Source organism: Nocardiopsis coralli (genome assembly GCF_014892575.1).
Classification (GTDB): Bacteria; Actinomycetota; Actinomycetes; order Streptosporangiales; family Streptosporangiaceae; genus Nocardiopsis; species Nocardiopsis coralli.
This window is the reverse complement of record NZ_JADBGI010000011.1, coordinates 100,593-124,374: the sequence shown is the minus strand read 5'-3', so window position 1 is coordinate 124,374 and position 23,782 is coordinate 100,593. Positions and strand designations below refer to the sequence as shown.

At 70.5% G+C, this 23,782-nt stretch carries 18 protein-coding genes and 1 other RNA gene; 5 read left to right on the top strand and 14 right to left on the bottom strand.

The window, feature by feature from the left end; genetic code table 11:
• Positions 1-107 precede the first annotated feature (107 nt).
• Positions 108-1,037: a hypothetical protein gene (locus IDM40_RS14315; RefSeq protein WP_193122563.1), complete on the top strand. Its 930-nt coding sequence runs from the start codon at positions 108-110 to the stop codon at positions 1,035-1,037.
• Positions 1,038-1,203: 166 nt separating this feature from the next.
• On the opposite strand, the gene IDM40_RS14310 is transcribed toward IDM40_RS14315, so the two are convergent.
• A complete protein-coding gene (locus IDM40_RS14310) occupies positions 1,204-1,719 on the bottom strand; it encodes an NADPH-dependent FMN reductase (protein WP_193122487.1) in 516 nt (171 codons plus the stop codon).
• A gap of 637 nt (positions 1,720-2,356) precedes the next feature.
• Here IDM40_RS14310 and nagA point away from each other — a divergent pair.
• The 4 genes from nagA to IDM40_RS14290 all read left to right on the top strand — a co-directional run bounded on the left by nagA (position 2,357) and on the right by IDM40_RS14290 (position 4,876).
• Complete coding sequence (gene nagA / locus IDM40_RS14305; protein WP_193122486.1) at positions 2,357-3,493, top strand: N-acetylglucosamine-6-phosphate deacetylase; 1,137 nt, start codon at positions 2,357-2,359, stop codon at positions 3,491-3,493.
• Positions 3,494-3,594: 101 nt separating this feature from the next.
• Entirely contained in the window at positions 3,595-3,903 is a 309-nt protein-coding gene (locus IDM40_RS14300) for a hypothetical protein (RefSeq protein ID WP_193122485.1), read from the top strand.
• Between the two features lie 84 nt (positions 3,904-3,987).
• Complete coding sequence (locus tag IDM40_RS14295; protein ID WP_193122484.1) at positions 3,988-4,140, top strand: hypothetical protein; 153 nt, start codon at positions 3,988-3,990, stop codon at positions 4,138-4,140.
• Positions 4,127-4,876, top strand: a complete 750-nt coding sequence (locus IDM40_RS14290; RefSeq protein WP_193122483.1) for a helical backbone metal receptor — start codon at positions 4,127-4,129, stop codon at positions 4,874-4,876. The genes IDM40_RS14295 and IDM40_RS14290 overlap by 14 nt, the downstream gene beginning before the upstream one ends.
• A gap of 1,163 nt (positions 4,877-6,039) precedes the next feature.
• Here IDM40_RS14290 and ssrA read toward each other — a convergent pair.
• The 13 genes from ssrA to IDM40_RS14225 form a co-directional block, all read right to left on the bottom strand.
• Positions 6,040-6,415, bottom strand: a transfer-messenger RNA (tmRNA) gene (ssrA, locus tag IDM40_RS14285).
• Between the two features lie 366 nt (positions 6,416-6,781).
• Positions 6,782-8,728 (bottom strand): penicillin-binding transpeptidase domain-containing protein, encoded by a 1,947-nt coding sequence (locus tag IDM40_RS14280; RefSeq protein WP_193122482.1) that lies wholly within the window; start codon positions 8,726-8,728, stop codon positions 6,782-6,784.
• A 23-nt stretch (positions 8,729-8,751) separates the two neighbouring features.
• Complete coding sequence (gene smpB / locus IDM40_RS14275; protein WP_193122481.1) at positions 8,752-9,231, bottom strand: SsrA-binding protein SmpB; 480 nt, start codon at positions 9,229-9,231, stop codon at positions 8,752-8,754.
• 59 nt (positions 9,232-9,290) lie between these two features.
• Complete coding sequence (ftsX, locus tag IDM40_RS14270) at positions 9,291-10,202, bottom strand: permease-like cell division protein FtsX (RefSeq protein WP_216630782.1); 912 nt, start codon at positions 10,200-10,202, stop codon at positions 9,291-9,293.
• An 80-nt stretch (positions 10,203-10,282) separates the two neighbouring features.
• Positions 10,283-10,972, bottom strand: a complete 690-nt coding sequence (gene ftsE, locus IDM40_RS14265) for a cell division ATP-binding protein FtsE (protein WP_193122480.1) — start codon at positions 10,970-10,972, stop codon at positions 10,283-10,285.
• Positions 10,973-11,326: 354 nt separating this feature from the next.
• Entirely contained in the window at positions 11,327-12,436 is a 1,110-nt protein-coding gene (gene prfB, locus IDM40_RS14260; protein WP_193122479.1) for a peptide chain release factor 2, read from the bottom strand.
• 307 nt (positions 12,437-12,743) lie between these two features.
• Positions 12,744-17,612: an NAD-glutamate dehydrogenase gene (locus tag IDM40_RS14255; RefSeq protein ID WP_193122478.1), complete on the bottom strand. Its 4,869-nt coding sequence runs from the start codon at positions 17,610-17,612 to the stop codon at positions 12,744-12,746.
• Between the two features lie 380 nt (positions 17,613-17,992).
• Entirely contained in the window at positions 17,993-18,685 is a 693-nt protein-coding gene (locus IDM40_RS14250; RefSeq protein WP_193122477.1) for an HAD family hydrolase, read from the bottom strand.
• An 87-nt stretch (positions 18,686-18,772) separates the two neighbouring features.
• Positions 18,773-20,047, bottom strand: coding sequence for a cytochrome P450 family protein (locus tag IDM40_RS14245; protein ID WP_193122476.1), 1,275 nt, complete (start codon positions 20,045-20,047; stop codon positions 18,773-18,775).
• Between the two features lie 189 nt (positions 20,048-20,236).
• On the bottom strand, positions 20,237-20,689 hold the full coding sequence (locus IDM40_RS14240; protein WP_193122561.1) for a DUF6912 family protein: 453 nt from the start codon (positions 20,687-20,689) through the stop codon (positions 20,237-20,239).
• Between the two features lie 77 nt (positions 20,690-20,766).
• Entirely contained in the window at positions 20,767-21,408 is a 642-nt protein-coding gene (locus tag IDM40_RS14235; RefSeq protein ID WP_193122475.1) for an HAD family hydrolase, read from the bottom strand.
• 109 nt (positions 21,409-21,517) lie between these two features.
• Entirely contained in the window at positions 21,518-23,185 is a 1,668-nt protein-coding gene (locus IDM40_RS14230) for a glycoside hydrolase family 3 protein (RefSeq protein WP_193122474.1), read from the bottom strand.
• A gap of 95 nt (positions 23,186-23,280) precedes the next feature.
• Entirely contained in the window at positions 23,281-23,769 is a 489-nt protein-coding gene (locus tag IDM40_RS14225; RefSeq protein WP_193122473.1) for a PTS sugar transporter subunit IIA, read from the bottom strand.
• Between the last annotated feature and the right edge of the window lie 13 nt (positions 23,770-23,782).

The window sequence follows — 23,782 nt, the reverse complement described above, 5'->3', positions numbered from 1 at the left end:
CGCGCAAAGATAGAACTGGTTACATGGGAGGCGCCCCGATCCGCCGCCCCCGGCGGAGCACCCCCGAGGGCACCCCCACAGCACCGTCGAGCCGGAAGGCCACCCCCGTGATCGGACTCCTGGTCGCGCTCCTGTCCGCCGTGACCTACACGGTGGGCCTGTCCGTGGAGCAGCGCGCCCTCCACGGTTCCGAGTCGATCTCCATCAACCGCCCCCTGCACCTGGCGCGGGTTCTGCTCGGCAACCCGCGCTGGGTGTTCGGGTGCGTGTTCGCAGCGCTCGGGAGCATCGGCCTCATCGTGGCGCTGGGCCTGGCGCCCGTATCGGTCGTCCAGCCCGCCTTCGCCGCGGGTGTGGCCTGCTCGCTGCTGGTCGTCACCATCGTCATGGGCGAGCGCATCACCCGGGGCGAGTACGTGGCGCTGGCGATCATGCCGGTGGCGCTGGGCCTGCTGAGCCTTTCCACGGGGGACGGGGCGGAGACCGGGACGACCGCGAACACCCCGCTGCTGGTGGTGGTGACCGTGCTGACGGTGCTGGCGTGCGTGACCGCGATGAGCCTGGCCGGCGGGCGCGGAAAGTACGTGTCGGCGGCGGCGATGGGTGCGGCCGCCGGGCTGGCCCAGGGCAGTGCCGGGCTCCAGGGCAAGGGGTTGGGCGGACTGCTCGCCGACCACGGGCTGTGGGGCGCGCTGCTGCCCGCGCTCATGTCGCCCTACCCGTACCTGTACGCGCTGGGCTGGGCGGTGGGCATCGTCCTGTTCCAGACGTCGCTGCAGCGTTCGCGCGCCTCGATCACCGCCCCAGTGGCCAACGTGGTCGGCAACGTCTTCACCGTCGTGGCGGGCTCGGTGCTGTTCGGCGAGAGCCTTCCGGACGACCCGGCCGTGGCGGCGCTGCGGATCGGCGGGTTCGCGCTGACCCTCGTGGTCGTGGTGCTGGTGCGCGGCAACGTCGCCCAGGCCGAGGCGGACACCAGCGCCGAACGGGCCGCGCGGGCCGGAACCGTCGAGGCTTCGGGGTCCCGGGACACGTGAGGGCCCCGGCGGACTGGGCCATCAGCTCCAGGAACCGCTCCCTGAGGCGGTCCCGTTCTTCCTTGGACAACGACACGGTGGTCGCAACCTCCTGAAAGTCAGGGTGTTGCGACCACCGCTAGAACCCAAGCTGTGCCCACCGGGGCCCGGTGTTTCGTTGCGTTCCTCAGACCGCGACGGAGACCGCGTCGCGCAGCCCGGGGGCGGCGACGTCGGCCCAGGCCCGCACCACATGGTCGGGGCCGGCGGTCTCGCCGCCGACCAGGACCAGGCCGGGCTCGGCGACCCAGGCGCCCAGGTCGGCCAGGAGCACCCGGAGGTCCTCCTCGATGCCGCGGCTGTTGCGCAGGTCGTCGACGACGGTCATCGGGACGGCGACCGCGTGGCCCAGTCCGAGCTCGGGCAGGCGGTCGAGGAAGACCTTGAGCAGGCCGGTGTAGGTGCCGTGGGCCTGGGGCGAGGCGACCAGAAGGACGTCGCTGTCGGCGACGCGCTCCAGGGCGGCTTCCAGGGCGGGCGAGGTCTCGGCGAGCAGGTCGGCGCCGAGGCCGGCGAGGTCGATGACCTCGGGGGTGTCGCGGACGCCGGCACGGGTGCCGATCTCGTCGGCTGCGCACAGGGCGGCGTCGTGGACGGCGGAAGTGGGCTGGGGGTCGGCGACGAGCACGGTGAAGCGGGTCATGCGTAACTCCTGGGTTCGGTCAAGAACGAGCCGGAATCGACCGGAAGGAACCTCGGGGGTGGAACGGGATCGGGCCGCTCCGCCTGGCGGCGGTGGGCCGTCGTGTGACACCGGAGAAGGCATCGATCCTCGGCTCGACACAGGTGCGGACCTCGTCGTCCACGGAAAGAGAAGGGGGTGGTGTCGGCCGACAGGGCGCTCCCGGGGCCCGAATCGAATCGGGCTCCTGACCCAGAAGGGGATGAGCGTCCGGTGTCTGCGGAGGGCACGGGCCGAACCCGTGGCGCGGGGTGGACCCCGCGAAGGCGCTAGCTACGACAGAGCGCGCTCGCCTGCTGTCGGAGATCGACGTGCAGGCGCTGGACAAGCAGCTCACCGGCGGACATGCCTCCATGATGGAGCGCTGCGGGTGTCGGCGTCAATGCACGGTCCCTGCCCTGTGGACCCCCGCGGACCCCTCCCGGGGCCGGTCCAGAGCGCGGACGGATGTCTCGGGGAGCGGGATTGCCCTGTTCCGGAGGGCACGACGGGCTCGGCGGGGCCGTCGGACGACGCTCCGTTCACCCCGATGTAATTTGCAACACACCACACTCGTACGGACAGCGGACACCCCGACACGAAGGAAGCAGGACCGCCCATGAGCCCCACCCCGCTCACCCTGACCGACACCCGGACCGTCACACCCGAGGGGGTGCACGAGGGCTGGGTGCACCTGGAGAACGGACGCGTCGCCGAGCTGGGCACCGGTGAACCGCCCCGGGGCGCCGTGCACGACGCGGGCGGGCGCTGGGTGGCGCCGGGCCTGGTCGACACCCACGTGCACGGCGGCGCGGGGCACGGGTTCCCCGACGCCGACCCCGAGGGCGCCCGTGCGGTCACGGCTTTCAACCGTTCGCAGGGCGTGACCTCGATGGTGGGCGGCCTGGTCGCGGCCTCCCCGGAGGACACCCTGCACCAGGTGTCGGTGCTGGCCGACCTGTGCGACGAGGGCGAGCTGGCCGGGATCTACCTGGAGGGGCCCTTCATCGCCCGGCAGCGGTGCGGTGCGCACGACCCCGAGCTGTTGCGGGACCCGGACACGGCCGAGTTCGACCGGTGGTTGGAGGCCGGACGCGGACACGTCCGCATGATCACGGTGGCGCCCGAACTGCCGGGGGCGCTGGAGCTGATCCGGGCGGCGGCGTCGTCCGGTGTGGTGCCGGCGGTCGGCCACACCGAGGCGACCTACGAGGAGACCGTGGCCGCCTTCGACGCGGGCGCCACTGTGGCCACGCACCTGTACAACGCGATGCGCCCGCTGGGGCACAGGGACCCGGGGCCGATCGCGGCCGCGCTGGGCGACGGGCGCGTGTCGGTGGAGCTGATCCTGGACCTGGTGCACGTCCACCCCGGTGCGGCGCAGGTGGTGCTCGACGCGGTGGGCCCGGGGCGGCTGTCCCTGGTGACCGACGCGATGAACGCGACGGGGCTGGGCGACGGCGAGTACACCCTGGGCGGCCTGCGGGTGCGGGTGAGCGGCGGTGAGGCGCGGGTGGTGGAGACCGGGTCGATCGCCTCGAGCACCATCGTGCTGCCCCAGGCGGTGCGCAACGCGGTGGATCACCTCGGGATGACGGTTCCGGACGCCGTGCGTTCGGCCTCGTCCGTGCCCGCGGCGGCCGTGGGGCTCCCGGGCGTCGGCCGGGTCGAGCCGGGCGCACCGGCGGACCTGGTGGTGTTGGACGAAGGGCTCGCGGTCGCCGAGGTGGTGCATCGCGGGGCGTTCGTCGGGTAGCGGCGTGTCGTAGGCACGGTACGTATCAGTAACTTAACAGTGGGCGACAATGGCGCCAGGGCATCGAGGAAAGCACCATGCTCGACACGAAAGGATCTGCCATGGCCCAGTCGAGACAGGCGAAGGACGAGCAGCCGACCCGGGTGCCCTCCGAGGAGAGCGGACACCTCGGCAAGCTCGCCACCGAGTTGTCCGGCTACGGCGTCGAGACCGACGTCGTCGACGCCGACCCGCCCTACCTGCGTGTGAGCAACCCGGCCAACAGGTACGCCGTGGAGGACGTGACCTGCGAACGACGCGAACACGACTACGCGTTCATCGCCTCCTTCGGCGTCTACCTGGGCAGCAGCGGGAGCCTCGGCGTCACGGCGCACAAGGTCGCGTGGCTGGTCGGGGTGACCGAACAGTAGGACCCACCCGTCCGTGCGCCGGTGGGGGCGGCGTCCGGCCGGACGCCGCCCCGGCCCGGCCCGGAACCTGTACGCTCGGCTCCCATGAGTGACGAAACAGTTCTTCTCGGTGACCCCGGAGACGTCGTGGAGGCCCTCTCCACGCACGACCTGACCAGCCCGGAACGCGAGAGTTTCCCCCCGGTACAAGCTTCCAGGACCCTGTCGGAGATCCTGGTCCACCATGACCATCCTTGAGGACGACCTGGGGCACCCGGTCCGACTGGACACTCCCCCGGCCCGCGTGGTCTCCCTGGTGCCTTCCCTGACCGAGACCCTGGCCCACAGCTCCCCTGGCCTGCTGACCGCCGCGACGGTGTGGTGCACCCACCCGGCCGGCCTGGACGTGGAACGGGTGCGCGGCACCAAGAACCCGCACGTGTCACGCATCGTCGAGCTCGCGCCCGACCTGGTCGTCGCCAACCGCGAGGAGAACCGGCGGCGGCACGTGGAGACGCTGCGCGAGGCGGGGATCCCCGTCTGGGTGACCGACATCCGCACCGTGCCGGACGCCTTCGTGTCCCTGCGCCGCCTCCTGCACGTGTGCGGGCTGCCCGTCCCGGACTGGCTGCCCGAGGCCGAACGCCTGTGGTCCACGCCCCCGCCCGACGGCCCTCGGGTGGCCGTGCCGATCTGGCGTGACCCGTGGATGTTCGTCGGCGCAGACACCTTCGCGCACGACGTGCTCGCGCGCCTGGGCGCGGTCAACGTGTGCGCGGGCCTGGAGGGCCGCTACCCCGCGGCCCCACCGGACGACCTCGCGCCGGACCTCGCCGTCCTGCCGGACGAGCCCTACGCCTTCGGCCCGGACGACGGCCCCGAGGCCTTCTCCGTCCCGTCGGCCCTGGTCTCCGGCCGTGACCTCACCTGGTACGGCCCGTCCCTGGTCGAGGCCCATGCCCACCTGAGCAACGCACTACGGAACCGCCCATGAACGTGGACATCGAGAATGCCCATCTTCGGACCCTGATCACACGAGCTCAGCGGGGTGAGCCGACCGTCATCATGCGCGGCGGGTGCACCGGCCGCAGCCGTCGTCCCCTTCGATGAGTTCGAGGCTCTGGAGGACGCGCTCGACGAGTGTCTGGCAATCCAGGCCGACCGGACGATCGCGAGCGACCCGGGTGGCCCGGGTGGCCCGGCGGTGAGCCTGGCCGAGATGGTCGCGGAGGTTTACGGAAACTCAGAACCCGGTGCGTCATGACCCCCCAGGACGCCCGCCCAAAGACGCACGACCTCAAGCACACGTCCGCGCCAGGACCGCTCCGTCACGCTCAACGCACGCAGGTCTACTGGGGGTACATGGCTCGGAACGCTCGAGGCGGTCCACACGTGGAACGTCCTTGGGGTGCCCTGAGGGACGTCCAGGGGGAACGAAGAGCATTCCGGCAACCTTCGGGGTGCCCCGACCTATCGAGGAACCTCAGCCACAGGGAGCGCCCCGGAACCAATCCCACAGGGGGTTGCCCGGCCCGTCCGACGGGCCCCAGCCACAGGGGGTCACGTGTCACCGGGGGTCTGACCACCCCGGACACAGCAAACCCCCCGGGCGCGAGCGCCAGCGAGCGCACACCGGGGGGTGCCCGTCCGACGGGCCCCAGCCACAGGGGGTCACGTGTCACCGGGGGTCTGACCACCCCGGACACAGCAAACCCCCCGGGCGCGAGCGCCAGCGAGCGCACACCGGGGGGTGCCCGTCCGACGGGCCCCAGCCACAGGGGGTCACGTGTCACCGGGGGTCTGACCACCCCGGACACAGCAAACCCCCCGGGCGCGAGCGCCAGCGAGCGCACACCGGGGGGTGCCCGTCCGACGGGCCCCAGCCACAGGGGGTCACGTGTCACCGGGGGTCTGACCACCCCGGACACAGCAAACCCCCCGGGCGCGAGCGCCAGCGAGCGCACACCGGGGGGTGCCCGTCCGACGGGCCCCAGCCACAGGGGGTCACGTGTCACCGGGGGTCTGACCACCCCGGACACAGCAAACCCCCCGGGCGCGAGCGCCAGCGAGCGCACACCGGGGGGTTCGGGGGGTCGTCCCCCCGAAAAGAACATGGGCCCTGCGAAGGCGGACGAAGTCCGCCGAGCAGGGCCCATCGCGTGGAGGTGGCGGGAATCGAACCCGCGTCCTTCAGCATCGAACCAGGGCTTCTCCGGGTGCAGTGCGTAGTGTCGTTCTGCTCGGCCTCAGCGCTTGAACGCACACATCGCTGACAGGCCCAGCCACGTGAATGTCCCGCCCGGTCCCGTGACATGATCCGGGCGGTGAGTCATCTGGCTGATGCCGGTACCTGAGCCGATGACGAGCTCGGGCCGACAGAGTCGCTATCGCTGATTAGGCAGCGAGGGCGAACTCAGTGCGCTTGGAATCGGCACTTGTGTTTAGTGCGAATGCATGATTAACGAGGTGGCATACGCAGTCCTCGACCCGCTTCCCCTCGGAACAATCACCGAAGTCGAAACCGATCACCCCCTGTGAAGTTGTCAAAGCCGCCCCGCGGGGCGACCGACACGTGAGCGGCGCGCGCTCACGTGCGCCACTCTACCGCTACAACGGCGCGGGCACCAAGTGCATTCCCGGCAGGGGGTGCGCAGTGCCCGAAGCAGGAGAAACCCCCGTGGGCGCGGACTCCAGAGGCGGTCGACGCGGCCCACGGGGGCGGCCGGCAGGGTCGGACCGGCCTCGGGATATCGGCAGGGCCTCCCCCGAGATGAGGTCCTGCCCCACGAATCGGGCGCAGACCCCTGTTCGCTAACCCGACTCACCAGGGAAGACGCACGCGGGCCCCCGACGGGTTGCTCCGTCGGGGGCCCGGTTCGGGTCCGGTTCCGGGTCGCCCTTATTCGGGGCCGGAGAGGTCGGCCTCGGCGGGGTCGCCGGCGGGTTCCAGCCCCTGGTCCTCCGTGCCCGGCGATCCGAGTTCGGCGAGGAAGGACTGCGCGCCCTGGACGGCGTAGGGCTGCCACAGCGACACGGACGGGTCCACCTCGGCGACCAGCGCGAAGGCGACGTCGTCCTGGTAGCCGACGAACCAGTGGTGGGAGACCTCCTGGCCCTCGACGCGCGACCACTGTCCGTGCAGATCGGGCCCGCCGACCGCCAGTTCGGGCATCATGCGCTGATCGACGGCGTCGCGCATACCCTCGCGCACCACCTCGAGGTGTTCCTCGTCGAAGGGCGAGGTCTCCTCGGGGGCCGGGCCCTCCTCCTGGATGAGGGTGGGCGCGTGCCAGTTGCCGTCGGAGATCGCGGCAGCGGCGAGCGCCATCGTCAGGGGGCTGACCTCGATCCCGTGTTCGCCGATCATCGCGGAGGCCACGTCGGCCTCCTCGTCGTTGATGTCGACCGAACCGGAGGTGGAGGGCAGCGGCAGCTGCCAGTCCGCGCCGATACCGAAGCGCTCGGCGGTGTCGGCGATGTTGTCGGCGCCCACCTGGTCGGCGAACTGCGCGTAGGCGACGGTGCAGGCGTAGGCGAGGTTGCGCACCAGGTCGGGTTCGCCGGCGAGGTACCCCTGGCTGGGGTTGACGAACGTTCGTCCGCCGACGTCGGCCTCGGCCGCGCACTCGGAGGTGGTCTCCCGTGTGACCGCCCCCGATTCCAGCGCCGCCACCGTGGAGATGAGTGTGAAGACCGGGCCGGGGGCGAAGGACCCGTTGAGCGCACCGTCGTCCGTGGCGCTCTCGGAGTCGTTGGCGGCGGCGAGGATCTCCCCGTTCGAGGGGTCGACCGCGACCAGGTAGCCGTTGCCCGGAAGGGTGTCCATGGCGGACTCGGCGGCGCTCTGGACGTCCGAGTCCAGGGTGGTCTCGATCTGGCCGCTGAGCTCGCCGTCCCAGGACTCGAGCACGTCGGTGACCTCGCCCGAGGCGTCGAGCGCGACGACCTGGGTGGTGGCCGACCCGGCGAGCTCGTTCTGGAAGATGCTCTGCAGCCCGCTCAGCCCGACGGTGTCGCCGGCCTGGTACGGGCCGGGAACGCGCGCCGAGACCCGGTGTTCGGAGGTACCGGCGACCTCGCCCACGAGGGAGGGCGCGAGCTCGGGTGTCATGTTGACCTCGACCGCCTGGGTGTCCACACCCGCGATCTGGGAGGCCTGGCGCAGCAGGTTCGCGTCGACGTTGCTGTCGCGCAGCAGCACCAGCGGCTGGAACTCCTCCGGCGGTGCCGACCGCACGCGCTGCAGCAGCGGGTCGGGGTCCTCGTCGAGGAGTTCGGCCAGCTCGGCGACGCCCTCTTCCTTGTCGTCCATCTCCGAGGGCAGCACACCGAAGGCGGTGACACTGTCGGGGGTGACGAGGGAGGTGCCGTCGCGGTCGAGGATCTGGCCGCGGTCCTGGAGCTGGTAGCTGACGGCGAGGCGTTCGCCCTCGCTGATCTCGGGGTGGATGACGCTCGGCGACCAGGAGATCTCCCACCCGTCGGGGCCCCACTCCAGGGGCATCTCCCCGGTGTAGGTCCAGGTGGGGTCGCCGATGCCGAGGTCGGCGTTGGCCTCGAACTCGGCCGTGGCGCTCTCGCCGTCCTCGGAGATGGGGCCGAGGTCGAACCTGAGAGAGGCCAGGTCGAGTTGGTCGTGCACGTCCGCAAGGGTCGATTCGACCTCCGCGGCGTCGCCGTCGGTGTAACGGGCGGCCTCCGCGTAGTCGCCGTCCTGCCACGCGAGCAGGAAGGACCTGACCGCCACCTCCGCGCTGGGGTGGGGCGTGCAAGCCACGAGGGTCAGTGTGACGAGCAGACCGGTTCCGGCGGCCGCGGCTCTGCGGCCCAGGGGACGGGGGGACACCTTGTGTGTTCCTTTCAGGCGCCTCAACGGCGGCGGCGGAGAGCGCGTTCGATGTCTCGCTTGGCCTCGCGCTCGGCGATCGCATGGCGCTTGTCGTACTCACGCTTACCGCGGGCGAGGGCGATCTCGACCTTGGCCTTGCCGTCGCTGAAGTAGAGCGACATGGGCACCAGGGTTCGGCCCGGCTCCCGGGTCTTGCCGATCAACCGGGAGATCTGCTCACGGTGCAGGAGTAGCTTACGTGATCTGCGTGAAGCGTGGTTGGTCCACGTCCCCTGTGAGTACTCGGGGATGTGGACGTTGTTCATCCACACCTCTCCGTTGTGGATGTGCGCGAACCCGTCGACCAGCGAGGCGCGGCCCTGCCGCAACGACTTGACCTCGGTTCCCGTCAGGACGATGCCCGCCTCGTAGGTCTCGTCGATGTGGTAGTCGAACCGCGCACGGCGGTTCTGCGCGATGAGCTTGCGCCCGGTCTCCCGCGTCACGCGAACTCCCTTCATGGCGTCGGGGGGTCCATCGCTGGACCCCCCGGATCATGCCCTGCGTGCTCGCCCGATCGTCAGATCTTGAGGTAGCGCCGCAGGGTGAGGAACGAGGTGATGGTACACAGCAGCACACCGAGGATGACCGACATTCCGATCACGTACAGCAGCGAGCCCGTACCCAGGGCCACGTCGAACTGGAACCAGCCCTCGATCTGTGTGAGGAGCGTGAACCTGGTGGCGACGATGAACCCGGAGGCGATGATGCCACCGATCAGACCGGCGATGGCACCTTCCAACAGGAACGGCAACTGGATGTAGAAGTTCGACGCACCGACGAGGCGCATGATCCCGGTCTCCCGCCGTCGGCTGTAGGCCGACAGACGGATGGTGTTGCCGATCAGGAGCGCAGCCGCGGCCAACTGGACGCCCGCGAGCACCAGGGCGGCCCACTTGAGCCCGTCCAACAGTCCGAAGAACTGTTCCAGCACGCTCTGGTCGTCGGAGACCGAGTCGACACCCGACGCACCCTCGACGGCGTTGCGCACGGTGTCGTACTGATCAGGATCGGTCAGCTGCACCCGGAAGTTCTCCGGGATGTCGCCCTCCTGGGCGGCGCCGGCCAGGGCCTCGTTGGTGGAGCCGAGACGCTCCTGGAAGTCCTGCCACGCTTCTGCCTCGGAGAGGAACTCGTAGTCGGCGACCTCGGCCTGGTCGTCGAGGATGGACCGCATGTTGTCCTGGTCCTCTTCGGTGGCCGGGCCGTTCTCCTGGCAGGCCGGGGCCGGCGAGATGTCGTTGCACATGTAGACCGTCAGCGTGATCCGCTGGTCCCAGTAGTTGCGCATCTCGGTGACCTGCTGGTTGACCAGCAGACCGGCACCGAAGAGCGCGAGGGAGATCGCCACCGTCGTGATGACGGAGACGGTCATCGTGAGGTTTCGACGCAGGCCGATCCACGTCTCGGAGAGAACGAATTGTGCTCGCATGGTCTGTTAAAGGTCCGTCCTTCGGGGCTTCGCCGCGTCGTTCCTCGGTACCGGGCCACCCGTGTACGGGGTGCCCTGGGTCAGTACGCCTGGCCGTAGACGCCGCGGGTCTGGTCACGCACGACGAGCCCTTCCTCGAGCTCGATGACGCGCTTGCGCATCGAGTCGACGATGGCGGCGTCGTGGGTCGCCATGACCACGGTCGTGCCCGTGCGGTTGATTCGGTCCAGCACCTTCATGATGCCGATGGAGGTCGCGGGGTCGATGTTGCCGGTGGGCTCGTCGGCCAGCAGGATCTGCGGGCGGTTGACGAAGGCGCGGGCGATCGCGACGCGCTGCTGCTCACCACCGGAGAGCTCGTGGGGCATCCGGCCGGCCTTGCCCTCGAGACCGACGAGTTCGACGACCTCGGGCACGACCTTGCGGATGAAGCGGCGGGGCTTACCGATGACCTCGAGCGCGAACGCGACGTTCTCGAAGACGTTCTTGTTCGGCAGCAGTCGGAAGTCCTGGAACACGCAGCCGATACGGCGGCGCAGGTGCGGCACCTTCCAGTTGGACAGGCGCGCGAGGTCCTTGCCCGCGACGTGCACGCGCCCCTTGTCGGGCTTCTCCTCCTTGAGCACCAGGCGGAGGAAGGTCGACTTGCCGGAGCCCGACGGGCCGACCAGGAATACGAACTCGCCCTTGTCTACGTCAATGGAAACGCCGTCGAGCGCGGGGCGCTTCTGGGTCGTGTAGACCTTGGTGACGTTGTCGAAGTGGATCACAGGCGCATCACAAGGTTCTCGAAGGTATGGGTGCCCGCGCCGGAGCGAGGCTCCGCGCGGGATCGTACCGGCCACGTGGCCAACCGACAGTGTAGAGGGGGATAGAGCCCGGATTGTCCAGGGCTGCCCCTCGCCCCTCGTAGTGGAACACCGTCGGACAACAGCCACGAGCATATCGGAGGCGTCAACCGATGATAACGTTCACATATAGCAGTTTCGGTAAAACCGCGGAGACGCGCGCGTCACCATTCGGACACGTCCGCCGAGGTCACCTCGGGGCGGGCACCCCGGGCACCCGGACGGACACCGGGCGTGCCCCCTCCCCTGATGTGGGAGAGCACACGCCCGGGTCGATCAGTTGTCGTCGGCCGACTCGCGGCTGCGCATCCAGCGGATCTCGGCGTCGATGAAGTCGTCGATCTCGCCGTCCAGTACACCGGTGGTGTTACCGGTCTCCATCCCTGTCCGCACGTCCTTGACGTTCTGGTACGGGTGCAGCACGTAGTTGCGCATCTGCGTGCCCCAGCTGCTGAAGGACTCACCGCGGATCTCGTCGATCTCGGCCTGCTCCTGCTCGCGCTTGCGGGCCAGGAGCTTGGCCTGGAGCATCGTCATCGCCGTGGCCTTGTTCTGCAGCTGCGAGCGCTCGTTCTGGCACGAGACCACGATGCCGCTCGGGAGGTGGGTGATGCGCACCGCCGAGTCGGTGGTGTTCACGCCCTGTCCCCCGGGGCCGCTGGAACGGTAGACGTCCACACGCAGCTCGGTCTCGTCGATCTCGATGTGGTCGCTCTTCTCGACCACCGGAACGACGTCGACGCCCGCGAACGAGGTCTGGCGCCGGTTCTGGTTGTCGAACGGGGAGATGCGCACCAGGCGGTGCGTCCCGTGCTCCCCGCGCAGGGTCCCGTAGGCGAACTGCGACTTGACCAGGAAGGACGTGGACTTGATGCCCGCCTCCTCCGCGTACGAGGTCTCGTAGACGTCCGTCGGGTACCCGTGCCGCTCGGCCCAGCGCAGGTACATGCGCTGCAGCATCTGGGCCCAGTCGGCGGCGTCGATCCCGCCCGCCTGGGAGTTGATGCTGACGATGGCCTCGCGTTCGTCGTAGGGGCCGTTGAGGAGCGTGCGCACCTCGAGCTCGCCGATGTCCTTGCGCAGCTGCTCGAGCTCACGGTCGGCCTCGCCGCGCGTGTCCGGGTCGTCCTCGGCCTCGGCGAGCTCGTAGAGCACCCCGAGGTCGTCGAGCCGCTGGCGGATGCCCTCGACCTTGTTGACCATGGACTCCAGTGCGGAGAGCTGACGCGTCACCCGCTGCGCGTTGGCCTGGTCCGACCACAGTTCGGGGTCGGCGGACTGCTCGCGCAGCTCTGCGATCTGCGTCTGCATCGCGTCCATGTCCAAGACGGCGGTCACGCTCGTCAGGGTCGCCGCGAGTTCCTTGATCTTCTCTGCTGGGTCCATGTCTGCCACCCCGCCAGTTTAGGGCGTAACCGGCGAACACTCGAACTGCTGCGCGACGCCCCAGCGGCACCCTCGCTGCGTTCTCGTCAGTCAACGGCACACCCGGCCGACTCCCTCCTCGGCCTTGCGGCTGCACCACTGGAGACGCCGCTCGCGACGTCCGGCGTCCACCGGCCACGCCCTGACGTCTCAGCAACCCGGGCCGGACCCGGGAGGGGACCGCCTCCGGCCCGGGATCGCGCGAGGGGCGCGCGGCTCCGTGCCGCGCGCCCCTCGTGTGTTCGTTTCTCCGGTGCTCCCGGCCGGCTCAGCCGACCAGGCCGCGGATCGACCGCAGTGCCACCGAGAGGGTGGCCAGGTCGAAGCGCTCGTTCTCCTGGATCTCCGACAGGGTGATGCCCGCCCGGTCGATCTCGCCCTCGTTCTGCGCCGACCACTGGTCGATGAGGACGGCGGTCGAGTCGTCGGGCCCGCCGGACTCCAGGACCCGCGCGGTCAGGTCGGCGTGCACGGCGTACAGGTCGTCGCGCAGCGCCGCCCGTGCCGTGGTGACCCAGCGGTCGTCGCGCGGCAGGTCGATGATGCGCTCACGCCACCAGCTGATGTTGAGCCGGTCGGCGAGCTCGAAGTAGAGCTCGGCGACCTGCTGCAGCGAACGGCCGGTGCGGTGTGCGATCTCCACCAGGTCCAGGGAGGAGTAGGCCGGAACCATCGCGGCCACCCGCTCGGCCAGTCCGGCCGGCACACCCATGGAGGTGTAGCGGTCGCGGCGCTCCTCGTAGCCCTCACGGTCGCGGCCCCGCAGCAGGCCCACCAGGTGCGGGAGCACCTCGCCGATGCCCTCGGAGAAGTAGGCGGTCTCGCTGCGGATGTCGAACGGGAACGACCGGTGCCGCAGGAGCCAGCGCGCGGCCCGCTCGGCGAGCTTGCGGGTCTCCAGCAGCAGGGTCAGCTGGGCGTCGACGCTGATGTCGTGGTCCAGGGCCTCGACCTCGTCCCAGAACCCGCGCAGCCCCAGCGCGTCCTGGACCACCAGGTAGGCACGGGCGATGTCGGCGGCGCTGGAGCCGAGCTCCTCGTTGAGGCGGAACGCGAAGGTGATCCCGGACCGGTTCACCAGCTGGTTGACCACCTGGTTGACGATGATCTCCTTGCGCAGCGGGTGCGTGGCCACGCCGTCGGCGAAGCGCTCCGACCGCAGCGGCGACGGGAAGTAGTCCGTCAGCGTCTGCGCGAGGTAGGGGTCGTCGGCCAGGTCGGACAGGCCGATCTGCTCCTTGAGGTCGATCTTGGTGTAGGAGACCAGCGTGGAGAACTCCGGGCTGGTCAGACCCTTGCCGGCGGCGCGGCGCTCGGCGATCGCCTTGTCGGAGGGCAGGTCCTCGAGCTTGCGCTTGAGGACCTTGGTGCGCTCCAGGTGGCGCATGTACCGGCCGTGCACGTGCAGCATCGACCCGGCCTGCTTGCGGGCCGCCGCGAGCAGGTTGTTCTGCGCGTAGTTGTTGTCCAGGGCCAGACCGCCGACCTCGTCGGTCATGTCGATGAAGAGGCGGTCGCGTTCGGCCTTGTCCATGCCGCCCGCGCGCACGTCGCGGTCGAGCATGATCTTGATGTTGACCTCGTGGTCGGAGGTGTCCACACCGGCGGAGTTGTCGATGAAGTCGGTGTTGACGCGGCCCCCGCGGCGGGCGAACTCGATGCGGGCCGGCTGGGTCAGACCCAGGTTCCCGCCCTCGCCGACGACCTTGGCGCGCAGGTCGGCGCCGTTGACGCGGACCTGGTCGTTGGCCTTGTCGCCGACATCGGCGTGCGTCTCGGCCGCGGCCTTGACGTAGGTGCCGATGCCGCCGTTCCACAGCAGGTCGACCGGGGAGGTGAGCGCGTACCGGATGAGCTCGTCCGGGGTGACCTTCTCGATCTCCTCGTCGATGCCCAGCACCGCCTTGACCTGCGGGGTGAGCGTGATCGACTTCGCGGTGCGCGGGTGCACGCCGCCGCCCTCGGAGATCAGGGAGGTGTCGTAGTCCTCCCAGGTGCTGCGCGGGAGCCGGAACATGCGCTCGCGCTCGGTCCACGAGGCGTGCGGGTCCGGGTTCGGGTCCAGGAAGACGTGGCGGTGGTCGAAGGCGGCCACCAGCTTGATCTCCTTCGACAGCAGCATGCCGTTGCCGAAGACGTCGCCGGACATGTCGCCGACGCCGACCACGCTGAAGGGCTCGCTCTGGGTGTCCACGCCCATCTCGCGGAAGTGGAACTTGACCGACTCCCACGCGCCCCGGGCGGTGATGCCCATGGCCTTGTGGTCGTAGCCGACCGAACCACCGGAGGCGAAGGCGTCACCCAGCCAGAACCCGCGCTGCACGGAGATCTCGTTGGCGGTGTCGGAGAAGGTCGCGGTGCCCTTGTCGGCCGCCACGACCAGGTAGGAGTCGTCACCGTCGTGCAGGACGGTGCGCTCGGGGTGCACCGTGGTGCCGTCGACGAGGTTGTCGGTCACGTCGAGCAGGCCGCTGATGAACTGCTTGTAGCAGGACACGACCTCGGCCATGACCTCCTCGCGGCCCCCGCCCTGCGGCAGGCGCTTGCAGACGAAACCGCCCTTGGCGCCGCTGGGCACGATCACCGAGTTCTTCACCATCTGGGCCTTGACCAGGCCGAGGATCTCGGTGCGGAAGTCCTCGAAGCGGTCGGACCAGCGCAGGCCGCCGCGGGCGACGGAGCCGAAGCGCAGGTGCACGCCCTCCACCCGCGGGGAGTACACGTAGATCTCGAACCGGGGCCGCGGCTGCGGCAGGTCCGGGATGGCCTGCGGGTCGAGCTTGAGCACCAGGTACGGGTGGCCCTGGTAGTGGTTGGTCCGCAGCGTCGCGCCGATGGCCGACAGGAACGAGCGCAGGATCCGGTCGTGGTCCAGGCTGGCCACGGAGTCCAGCTCGGTCTCGATCTTGGCGGTGATCGCCTCGGCGCGGTCCGTGCGTCCCTCGTCGGGCTGGTCGGGGTCGAAGCGGGCCTCGAAGAGCTCCACGAGCAGGCCGGCGATGCCCACGTTGCCGACCAGGACGTCGGCGAAGTAGTCGGGCGTGAACGTCGACCCGGTCTGGCGCAGGTACTTGGCGTAGGCGCGCAGCACGGTGAGCTGGCGCCAGTCGAGGCCGCCGCGCACCACGAGGGCGTTGAAGCGGTCGGACTCGCCCAGGTCTCGCCAGGAGGCGTCGAAGGCGTCCTCGAAGAGCTTCTTCAGTCGTGCCGGGGGCAGGTCGGAGCCCTCGATCGGGCCGAGGCCGAAGTCGTAGACCCACACGCGGCCCACGCCCTCGACGGTGACCTCGTAGGGCCACTCGTCGTCGACCTGGACACCGAGGTCCTCCAGCACCGGCAGCACCCGCGTCAGGGTGACGGGCTCGCCGATGCGGTAGAGGCGGAACCGCCACGTCCCGGGCTCGGAACCCTCGGGCTGGTAGAGGCTGGCGGAGAACTCGCCGTGGTTGTCGGTGCCGGCGCGGGCGAGCAGGCTCTCGATCTCGCCGATGTCGCGCGCGGCGGTGACGGGGTCGTTGTCGACCTTGTAGGCCTCGGTGATCCCGGAGCCGTAGCGCTTCTTGTAGTCGGTGGCGCGGGCCGGCCCGAACGCGTCGGTGAGGGCGTCGTCGAGGTCGGCGTCCCAGGACCGGGCGGCGCGGCGGACCTTCTCCTCCAGCGCGACCTGGTCGATGTCGGGCAGGGTGCCGCGCTCGCCGGCGCGGGCGACCAGGTAGAGGCGGGCCAGCGGGGCGCTGCCGATCATCACGTTGTGGTCCATGCCTGCGCCCTCGAAGGCCTCGGCGAGGACCCTCTGGATGTCCAGGCGCACACGCGTGCTGTACTCGTCGCGCGGCATGTACACGAAGCAGGACATGTAACGCCCGCCGTAGGGGTCGCGGCGCATGAACAGCTTCGTGCCGCGGCGGTCGCGCAGCCGCAGGACCCCGCGCACGATGTTGTAGAGCTCGTTGACCGGGATCTGCAGGAGTTCCTCGCGCGGGAAGGTCTCCAGCAGTTCGATGAGGTCGCGGCCGTCGTAGCTGTCGGCCTCGAACCCGGACAGCGCCAGGACCTCGGCCTGCTTGCGGCGCAGGATGGGGATCTGGCCGATGGTGGTGCTGGTGGCCTGCGGGGTGAACAGCCCCAGGAAGCGGCGCTCGCCCACGATGTTGCCCTGGGCGTCGAACTTCTTCACGCCGATGTAGTCGAGGTACTCGGGGCGGTAGACGGTCGCGCGGGAGTTGGCCTTGGTGAGCACGAGCACGTAGGGCTCGCGGGCCTTGGCGCGGATCTCCGGGGGCAGGGCGGCGAAGCTCGTGGAGGCCGGGGAGTCCATGCGCAGCAGGCCCAGCCCGGTGCCGGGCTCGGGGCGCAGGACGTCGTCGCCGTTCTCGTCGGTGACCAGGCCGTACTCGCGGTAGCCCATGAAGGTGAAGTGGCGCCCGGCGACCCAGCGCAGGAAGTCGACGCTCTCGCCGACGTCGCGCGGGTCCACTCCCCCGGCCACGAGGCGGTCGGGGTAGGCGGCGAGCTCGTCGGCGACGCGGATCGCCCGGTCGCTCATCTTCGCGGAGTCCTCGTCGACGTTGCGCACGTCGGCCAGGACCTGCTCGAGGCGGTGGGTGATCTCCTTGATCCGCTCGGGGTCGGACTGCCGGTCGATCTCGATGTGCATCCAGGACTCGTCGACGGGCAGCAGGCCGTCACCGCCGATGCGGGGGTCGACGGCGAGCAGTTCGCCCTCGACGCCGCGGGCGACGGTCAGCTGCGGGTGGACGACCAGGCGCACACCGGCGCTGAAGGCGTCCAGCGCCATCGTGGCGGAGGAGACCAGGAAGGGCGCGTTGTCGGTGACGACCTCCACGACGCTGGTCTGCTGGTCCCAGCCGTGCTCCTCGAGTGTGGGGGTGTAGATGCGCACCTTGGCACGGCCGGGTTGGCGCGTGCTGCCGAACGCTCGGTGCTGTGCGGCGGTCCCGCAGAGCTGCTCGGGGCTGCGCCCGGCGATGTCGTCGGGGTCGGTGTGGCGGTAGTAGAGGGGAAGGAGGCGGCGGACCTCCTCGGCCTCCTCGGCGCTGATCCCCGGACCCGGGGACCACGCGGCGGCCGCGTCACTGAGCAGTTTCTGGAGGTAGGCATCGGATTGCCCGGACATAGGGATCTCTCACTCCTTTGTGAGCAACGTCGCGCGAGCTTTGCCTGAACACCGGGTCATATGACCTGTGAACACGTGTGAAGCATTGTGATGGCACGTGAGGCCGACGGGCCGCACGGAACCACGGTCTCGGGGTCTGGGTCGGGTGCTGCCTGTGCACAGGCGGTGGATCGGGCGGATCGGGGGCACGCGACACCGTTGTCGTGTGTCCCTGGAACCGGGGGCTCCTGGCCCGTTCCACGAACCAGGCTACTGGCTCTGCGGCGTCAGCACACGGCCAACACCGTTACATGGAGGTTACCGATCGGTGGGACCGGATGGTGCCGGTGGGGGGCGGTCAGGAGGGGCCGTCGGGGTCTCGGATGCCGGGGGCGGTGGTCTCAGGTGCTCGCCTGTGCGACCGCGGTCATCACCGCGCGGGGATCGCCCAGGTCGGGCAGCACGTGGCGCACCCCGGCGTCCCTCAGCTGCCCCTCGGTGGTGGAGCCGTTGAGCACCGCGACCGGGGTGGCACCGCCGATGAGCGCGGCGCGCACGTCCGACGCGGAGTCGGTGACGAAGACCGTCTCGTTCTCGCCGTAGGGCCGGACGCCCTCGCCGGCGGCGTGCAGCCGGATCGACTGGATGAGACTGGACTTGGGGTAGTTGACCGAGCCGTAGCCGCCGATCGACAGGTCGAGGTGGGCGTCGAGCCCGAAGGCCTCGAGCTTGGCCCGGGCGTTGGCGCGCGTGCTGCCGCTGACCACCGTCTGCACGGTCTCGGGCATGTTCGCGACCGCGGCGAGGGAGGCGGCCGCGCCTGGCATGGCACGGCCCTTGGAACGCAGTTCGCCCTTGCGGTCGGCGAAGGAGGCCTCCAGCGTCGTGAGGAACTCCGCGAGGGTGTCGCCGTCCGGCTCGGCCTCGACGTAGTTGCGGGCGCAGAACTCGAAGAACATCTCGGAGTCGGTGCGCCCCGACGCCGAGGTCAGGTACACCAGCGGCTCGCCCGTGACCTTCTCGAAGGCCTCCGCGTAGGCGGCGCGCATGACCTGTCCGACGTCGAGGAGGGTGAGGTCGATGTTCCACAGCACCAGGCGGCTGATGGCTGCCTCCTCGGGGTTGTCGGGGCTTCGGACGCACCTATTGTGCCGTACGGGCGGGCACGCGGTGATCCATACCTACCGCTTTGCGGCCGGAAGGTCCACACCGCCCCCTTCCGTCGGATGCGGGACCACGGGGAGTTCGGACGGGCCGTTGACCAGGAGCGAGGGCACCGGCTCTGGGTTCCGCCCCTGGTCGTCGGGGGTGAGGCGGGGCAGGGCGGCGAAGAGTTCCTCCAGCGCCACCCGCGCCTCGGTCCGGGCGAGGTGGGCACCCACACAGAAGTGTGCGCCGTGGCCGAAGGCGACGTGCTCCTTGGATCCGCGGTCGGGATCGAACGCTTCCGGGGCCTCCGGGTGCAGGTCCGGGTCGCGGCCCACGGCCCCGAAGGCGATCAGCACGGGCTCGCCCTGCGCGATGGTGATCCCCTCGCCGAGGTAGACGTCCTCCACCGCGTACCGCAGGGGCACGTACTTGGTGGGCGGATCGCGGCGGAGGGACTCCTCGACGACCGCCTCGGCGGACAGCTCGCCGTTCACGAGGCGGTCGCGGTGCCGGGGGTGTTCGAGCAACGCCTGCACCGCGTTGGTGATGAGGTTGACCGCGGTCTCGAACCCGGCGCCGATCATGAGGACGAGGGTGGCCACGAGCTGCTCCCGCGGGAGCGGGTCGCCGGACTCGGGCGCGACCAGGTCGCCGGTGAGGTCCTCCCCCGGGTCGTTCAGGTGGTGGTCGACGAGCTCGTCCAGGCACTCCATGAGCGCCCGCTGTTGCGCCAGGACCTCCTCCGGTCCGAGCGTGGTGTCGACCCCGGCGTCCACCGCTCGGCCCAGGCGTTCGCGCAGGCCGGTGGGGACACCGAAGAGTTCGCAGATCACCCACGTCGTCAGGGGCCGGGACAGTTCGGCTCGCACGTCGGCGCTCTCCCCCGGGGCGGTCCGCACCAGGCCGGCCACGAGCGTGCGGGCGCGGTCGCGCACGGTGCTCTCCAGGCGCCGGACCCGGGCGGGGGTGAAGGCCGGGGTGACGAGCCGACGGAGGGCGCGGTGCTCCTCGCCGTACTTGTTGATGAAGGCGTCGAGGAAGACGAGTCGGGCCAGCGGCCAGGCGCTGCCCACGGCGTCCCCGTCGGGCCAGTGCCTGCGGGGGTCGCGCGAGATCCGTGGGTCGGTGAGCAGCCGGTTCACCAGGTCGTGCCGTGTCACGGCCCAGGCCACGACGCCTCCCGGGAGTTCCACGCGGACCGCCGGCCCGCGTGTGCGGAGGTGGGCGGCCTCTTCATGGAACCCGGTGCCGTCGGTGCGCAGTCGGAAGGGGCATTCGGATCGGCCGGTGTGCGCGGGGGTGGACATACGTCCTCCTGAGCTCGGGGGGCGGGGCCGGCGTGCGGATCGCCGTGGTTCGTTCCCGCTCCCCGCCCGGAGGCTCACGGATGCCGCGCATCGTCCGGTTCCGGCCACGGTGCGCGCCGCGCCCGTCTCGGGTCCCACGGCCCGGGCGCGCATGCTCGGGACCGCGTGCTCGGGACCGGGGTTCCGGGCTCAGGCCTCCTCGACCAGGTGGCGCAGCTCCTGGACCGCGAACCACATGAGCTCGTGCTCCTCGGCCGCTTCGGAACCGGGCTCGGCGACGGCGGCGGCGATGTCGTCCGCGGCGTCGGGGTCGTCAACGTGCGCCGAACGGAACTTCTTGTACGGGACCGCCCCGGTGATGCTCACCCGCGCGGCGTCCTGTCCGGCGCGGCCCCCGTGCTCGACGAGGTCGTCGGGCACCTCGGCGGCCAGCACCACACGGCGGCGGGGTGCGTCGGGGTCCTCCCGCAGGAGCCGCAGGGACTCCTCGGCGGCCGCGTACATCGCCTCGTACTCGGCCTCCTCGGTGTCGGAGCCGGGCCCGGGGTCGGCGGTGAAGGCGGTCAGCGGGGCACCGTCCACGCGCCGCTCGGCGAGTGCGGCCGCGAGGGCGGGGACGGTGCTGGGCAGGAAGACGTACATGCGCTGCTCCGGGACGGTGACGGGGACGACCTCCGAGTCTGCCAGGGACCCGCTCCCCGAAGCGCCTCCGGCGCCGCTCACACCGGTTCGGCCGCCAGGAACCGGTCGAGGGCGCGCTGGGTGGAGGCGGTGTCGGTGTGCACGATCCCGGTCATGCCCAGGCTCTCGGCGGTGCGGACGTTGCGCTCGAGGTCGTCGATGAACACGCAGTCCTGCGGGCGCAGACCCAGGCGCTCACAGGTGTGCAGGTAGATGCGCTCCTCGGGTTTGCGCATCCCCACCTCGCCGGAGATCACGACCTCGTCGAAGGTGGAGTCGAAGTGCTCCCGGGGGTAACCGTTGCCCCACGAGTTGGACAGCAGCGCGGTGGGTGTGCCCGCGCCGCGCACCTGCCTCAGGGCCTCGTACATGTCGTGCACCGGGTGGAATCGGGAGAACATGCGGTGGATGAGCCCCTCCGCGCGGAGGGGGCGTCCGTCGACGCGGCGCAGCAGGGGCGCGAGATCGCGTTCGAAGTCGCCGGTGTCGATCTCGCCGCGTTCGAGCGCGTGCACCGGGTTGGCGTCGGCCAGGCTCCCGTCGAAGTACGGGCGCATGACCTCCTGGTAGTGGTCCGGATCGATCCGGTCGGCGTGCAGCCACGCGCGGATGCCCTCGGTCAGCGGCGGGGTGAGCACACCCGCCCAGTCGCAGATGACACCTCGTCCGGTGGCGTCCATCCGATCCCTCCTCGCGTCGTGCGGTGTCGGTCCACCGCCCGATCGCTCGGCTGCCCGAGGGTTCGGGCGGGCAACGGTTCTTCCCGTTCCCCGCCCGCTTCAACCAGGGTCAGAGACCGGCCCCGAACTCGATGTCCGCGCCGGGGATGGACACCGGGAGGGTGCCTCCGGCCTCGATCTCACCGGCGATGGCCTTGGCTGCAGCCACGCGGGACACACCCACCGAGGAGTAGACGGCGAGGTAGCCGTCGACCTCGGGGAAGGCCTCGAGGTCGTAGGGAACGCCCTGGGCCACGGCCACGACGGGCGTGCCGTCGGCACCGGCCGACTCCACCATCTGCTGCTGTTCGGCGTCGCCGCGGGCGCCGTTGGTGCCGACCACTGCCACGTCCGGGTCATCGTCGGTGACCGTCACGCCGAGGTCGGTGAGGGCCTCACTGATCTCGTCGGAGCCCACACCGCTGACGCTGACGCTCTGGCCCTCGGAAAGGGGCAGGACACCGCCCTCGTTGCGCAGCATGGTCACGGACGCGTCGGCCACGCGCTGGGCGGCCTCGGCGTTCTCGGAGCTGCCCACGGTCTCGGCCGCGGCGTCGGGGTCGGCGGGCTCGGCGTCCAGGACCCCGTGCTTCTCCTTGAGCGTGAGGATGCGCAGGACGGACTCGTCGATGCGCTCCTCGGTCAGGCGGCCCTCGTCCACGGCGTCACGGACCCCGTCGAAGGCGGCCTGCGGGTCGCCGGGCATGAGGAGCTGGTCGACGCCGGCCTCGATCACACGCACGGCGATCTCGGAGTCGGAGTGCTCCTGGCGCACACCCTCCATGTTGAGGGCGTCGGTGGTGACCACGCCGTCGAAGCCGAGCTCCTCGCGCAGGATGCCGTCGATGATGTTCGGCGAGAGCGTGGCCGGGTCGGTGGCGTCCTCGCCCTCGAGCTGGGGCATGAGCACGTGCCCGGTCATGATCGTGTCCACCCCGGCGTCGACGGCGGCCTCGAAGGGCGGCAGGTGCTCCTTCTCCCACTGGTCGCGCGGGAGGTCGATGACGGGCAGGCCGGAGTGGCTGTCCACGTCGGTGTCGCCGTGGCCGGGGAAGTGCTTGGGCACGGGGACCACGCCGCGTTCGGCGTAGGCCTCGGACTCGGCCAGCACCATCTGCGAGACCAGGTCCGGGTCGGAACCGAACGAGCGGATGCCGATGACCGGGTTGTTCGGGTCGGTGTTGACGTCGGCGTCCGGTGAGTAGTTCATGTTCATGCCCAGCGCCGCGAGCTCGTCCGCGGTGGTCGAGGCGCGCAGGGCCGCGAGCTCGGTGTCACCGCCCGCGCCGACCGCCATGGCGTCGGGGAAGCGGGTGCCCACGGGCAGGCGTGAGACCATGCCCTGTTCCTGGTCGATGCCGATGAACAGCGGCACACCCTGGCCGGTGCCGGCGGCGGTCTCCTGGACCCCGGCCGACATCTGCGCGATCTGCGCGACCTCGTTCAGGTTGGAGTCGAAGTAGATGATCCCGCCGGGGTTGTAGGTCTCGATCATCTGCGCGTTGTCCTCGGCCGAGGTGCCCTGGGCGGTCAGCACCATGAGCTGGCCGATCTTCTCGTCCAGGCTCATGTCGGCGAGGATCTCGGGGGCCTGGACCGGCTCGAAGGGTTCGGAGCCGGAGGTCTGGTCTTCGGTGTCCTCCTGCGAGGAACCCACCTCCTCGTTCGTGCACGCGGTGAGGGCGAGCAGGAACGCCGTGCAGGCCGCGATCAGTTTGTGCGGAAAGGTCGGACTCATGGGCAGGGATCATCTCCGGCAACGAACTGGGATTCGACGCCGGAGAATACCCGGTACCCCTTGTGACTGGGGTCTCGTTCAGTACGTGTTGCCCCTCACCCCCACACGAAGAGGGGGTCGCCGTGCTCGACGGCACCGTGCGCGACCTCGGTGAGGGCCTCGGCCGAGGCGTCGAGCGCGACCACGGGGACGACGGAGGGCTTGCCGGCCGCGGCCACGCTCCCGGGGCACCACCGCACGATCGGGGTTCCGGCCTCGACCCGCTGCCCCTGCTCGGCGAGGAGGGTGAAGCCGTCCCCCGCCAACTTGACGGTGTCGATGCCCAGGTGGACGAGGACGCCTCGGGTGCGGTCGGGGGCCAGGACCACGAACGCGTGGGGGTGGAGCTTGATCAGCGTGCCGGTGAGGGGGGAGACCGCGTCCTGCTGCCGGTCCTGTCCGCCCTCCTGCCCGGGTTCGGGGTGGATCGCCACACCCGGCCCGACCATGCCCGCCGAGAAGGCGGGATCGGGGACGGAGTCGAGGGGCAGCGCGGTGCCGGGCACGGGAGAGAGCACGCGTAGGGCGTCGGTGGCTTCTGACATGGGGACGGTCTTC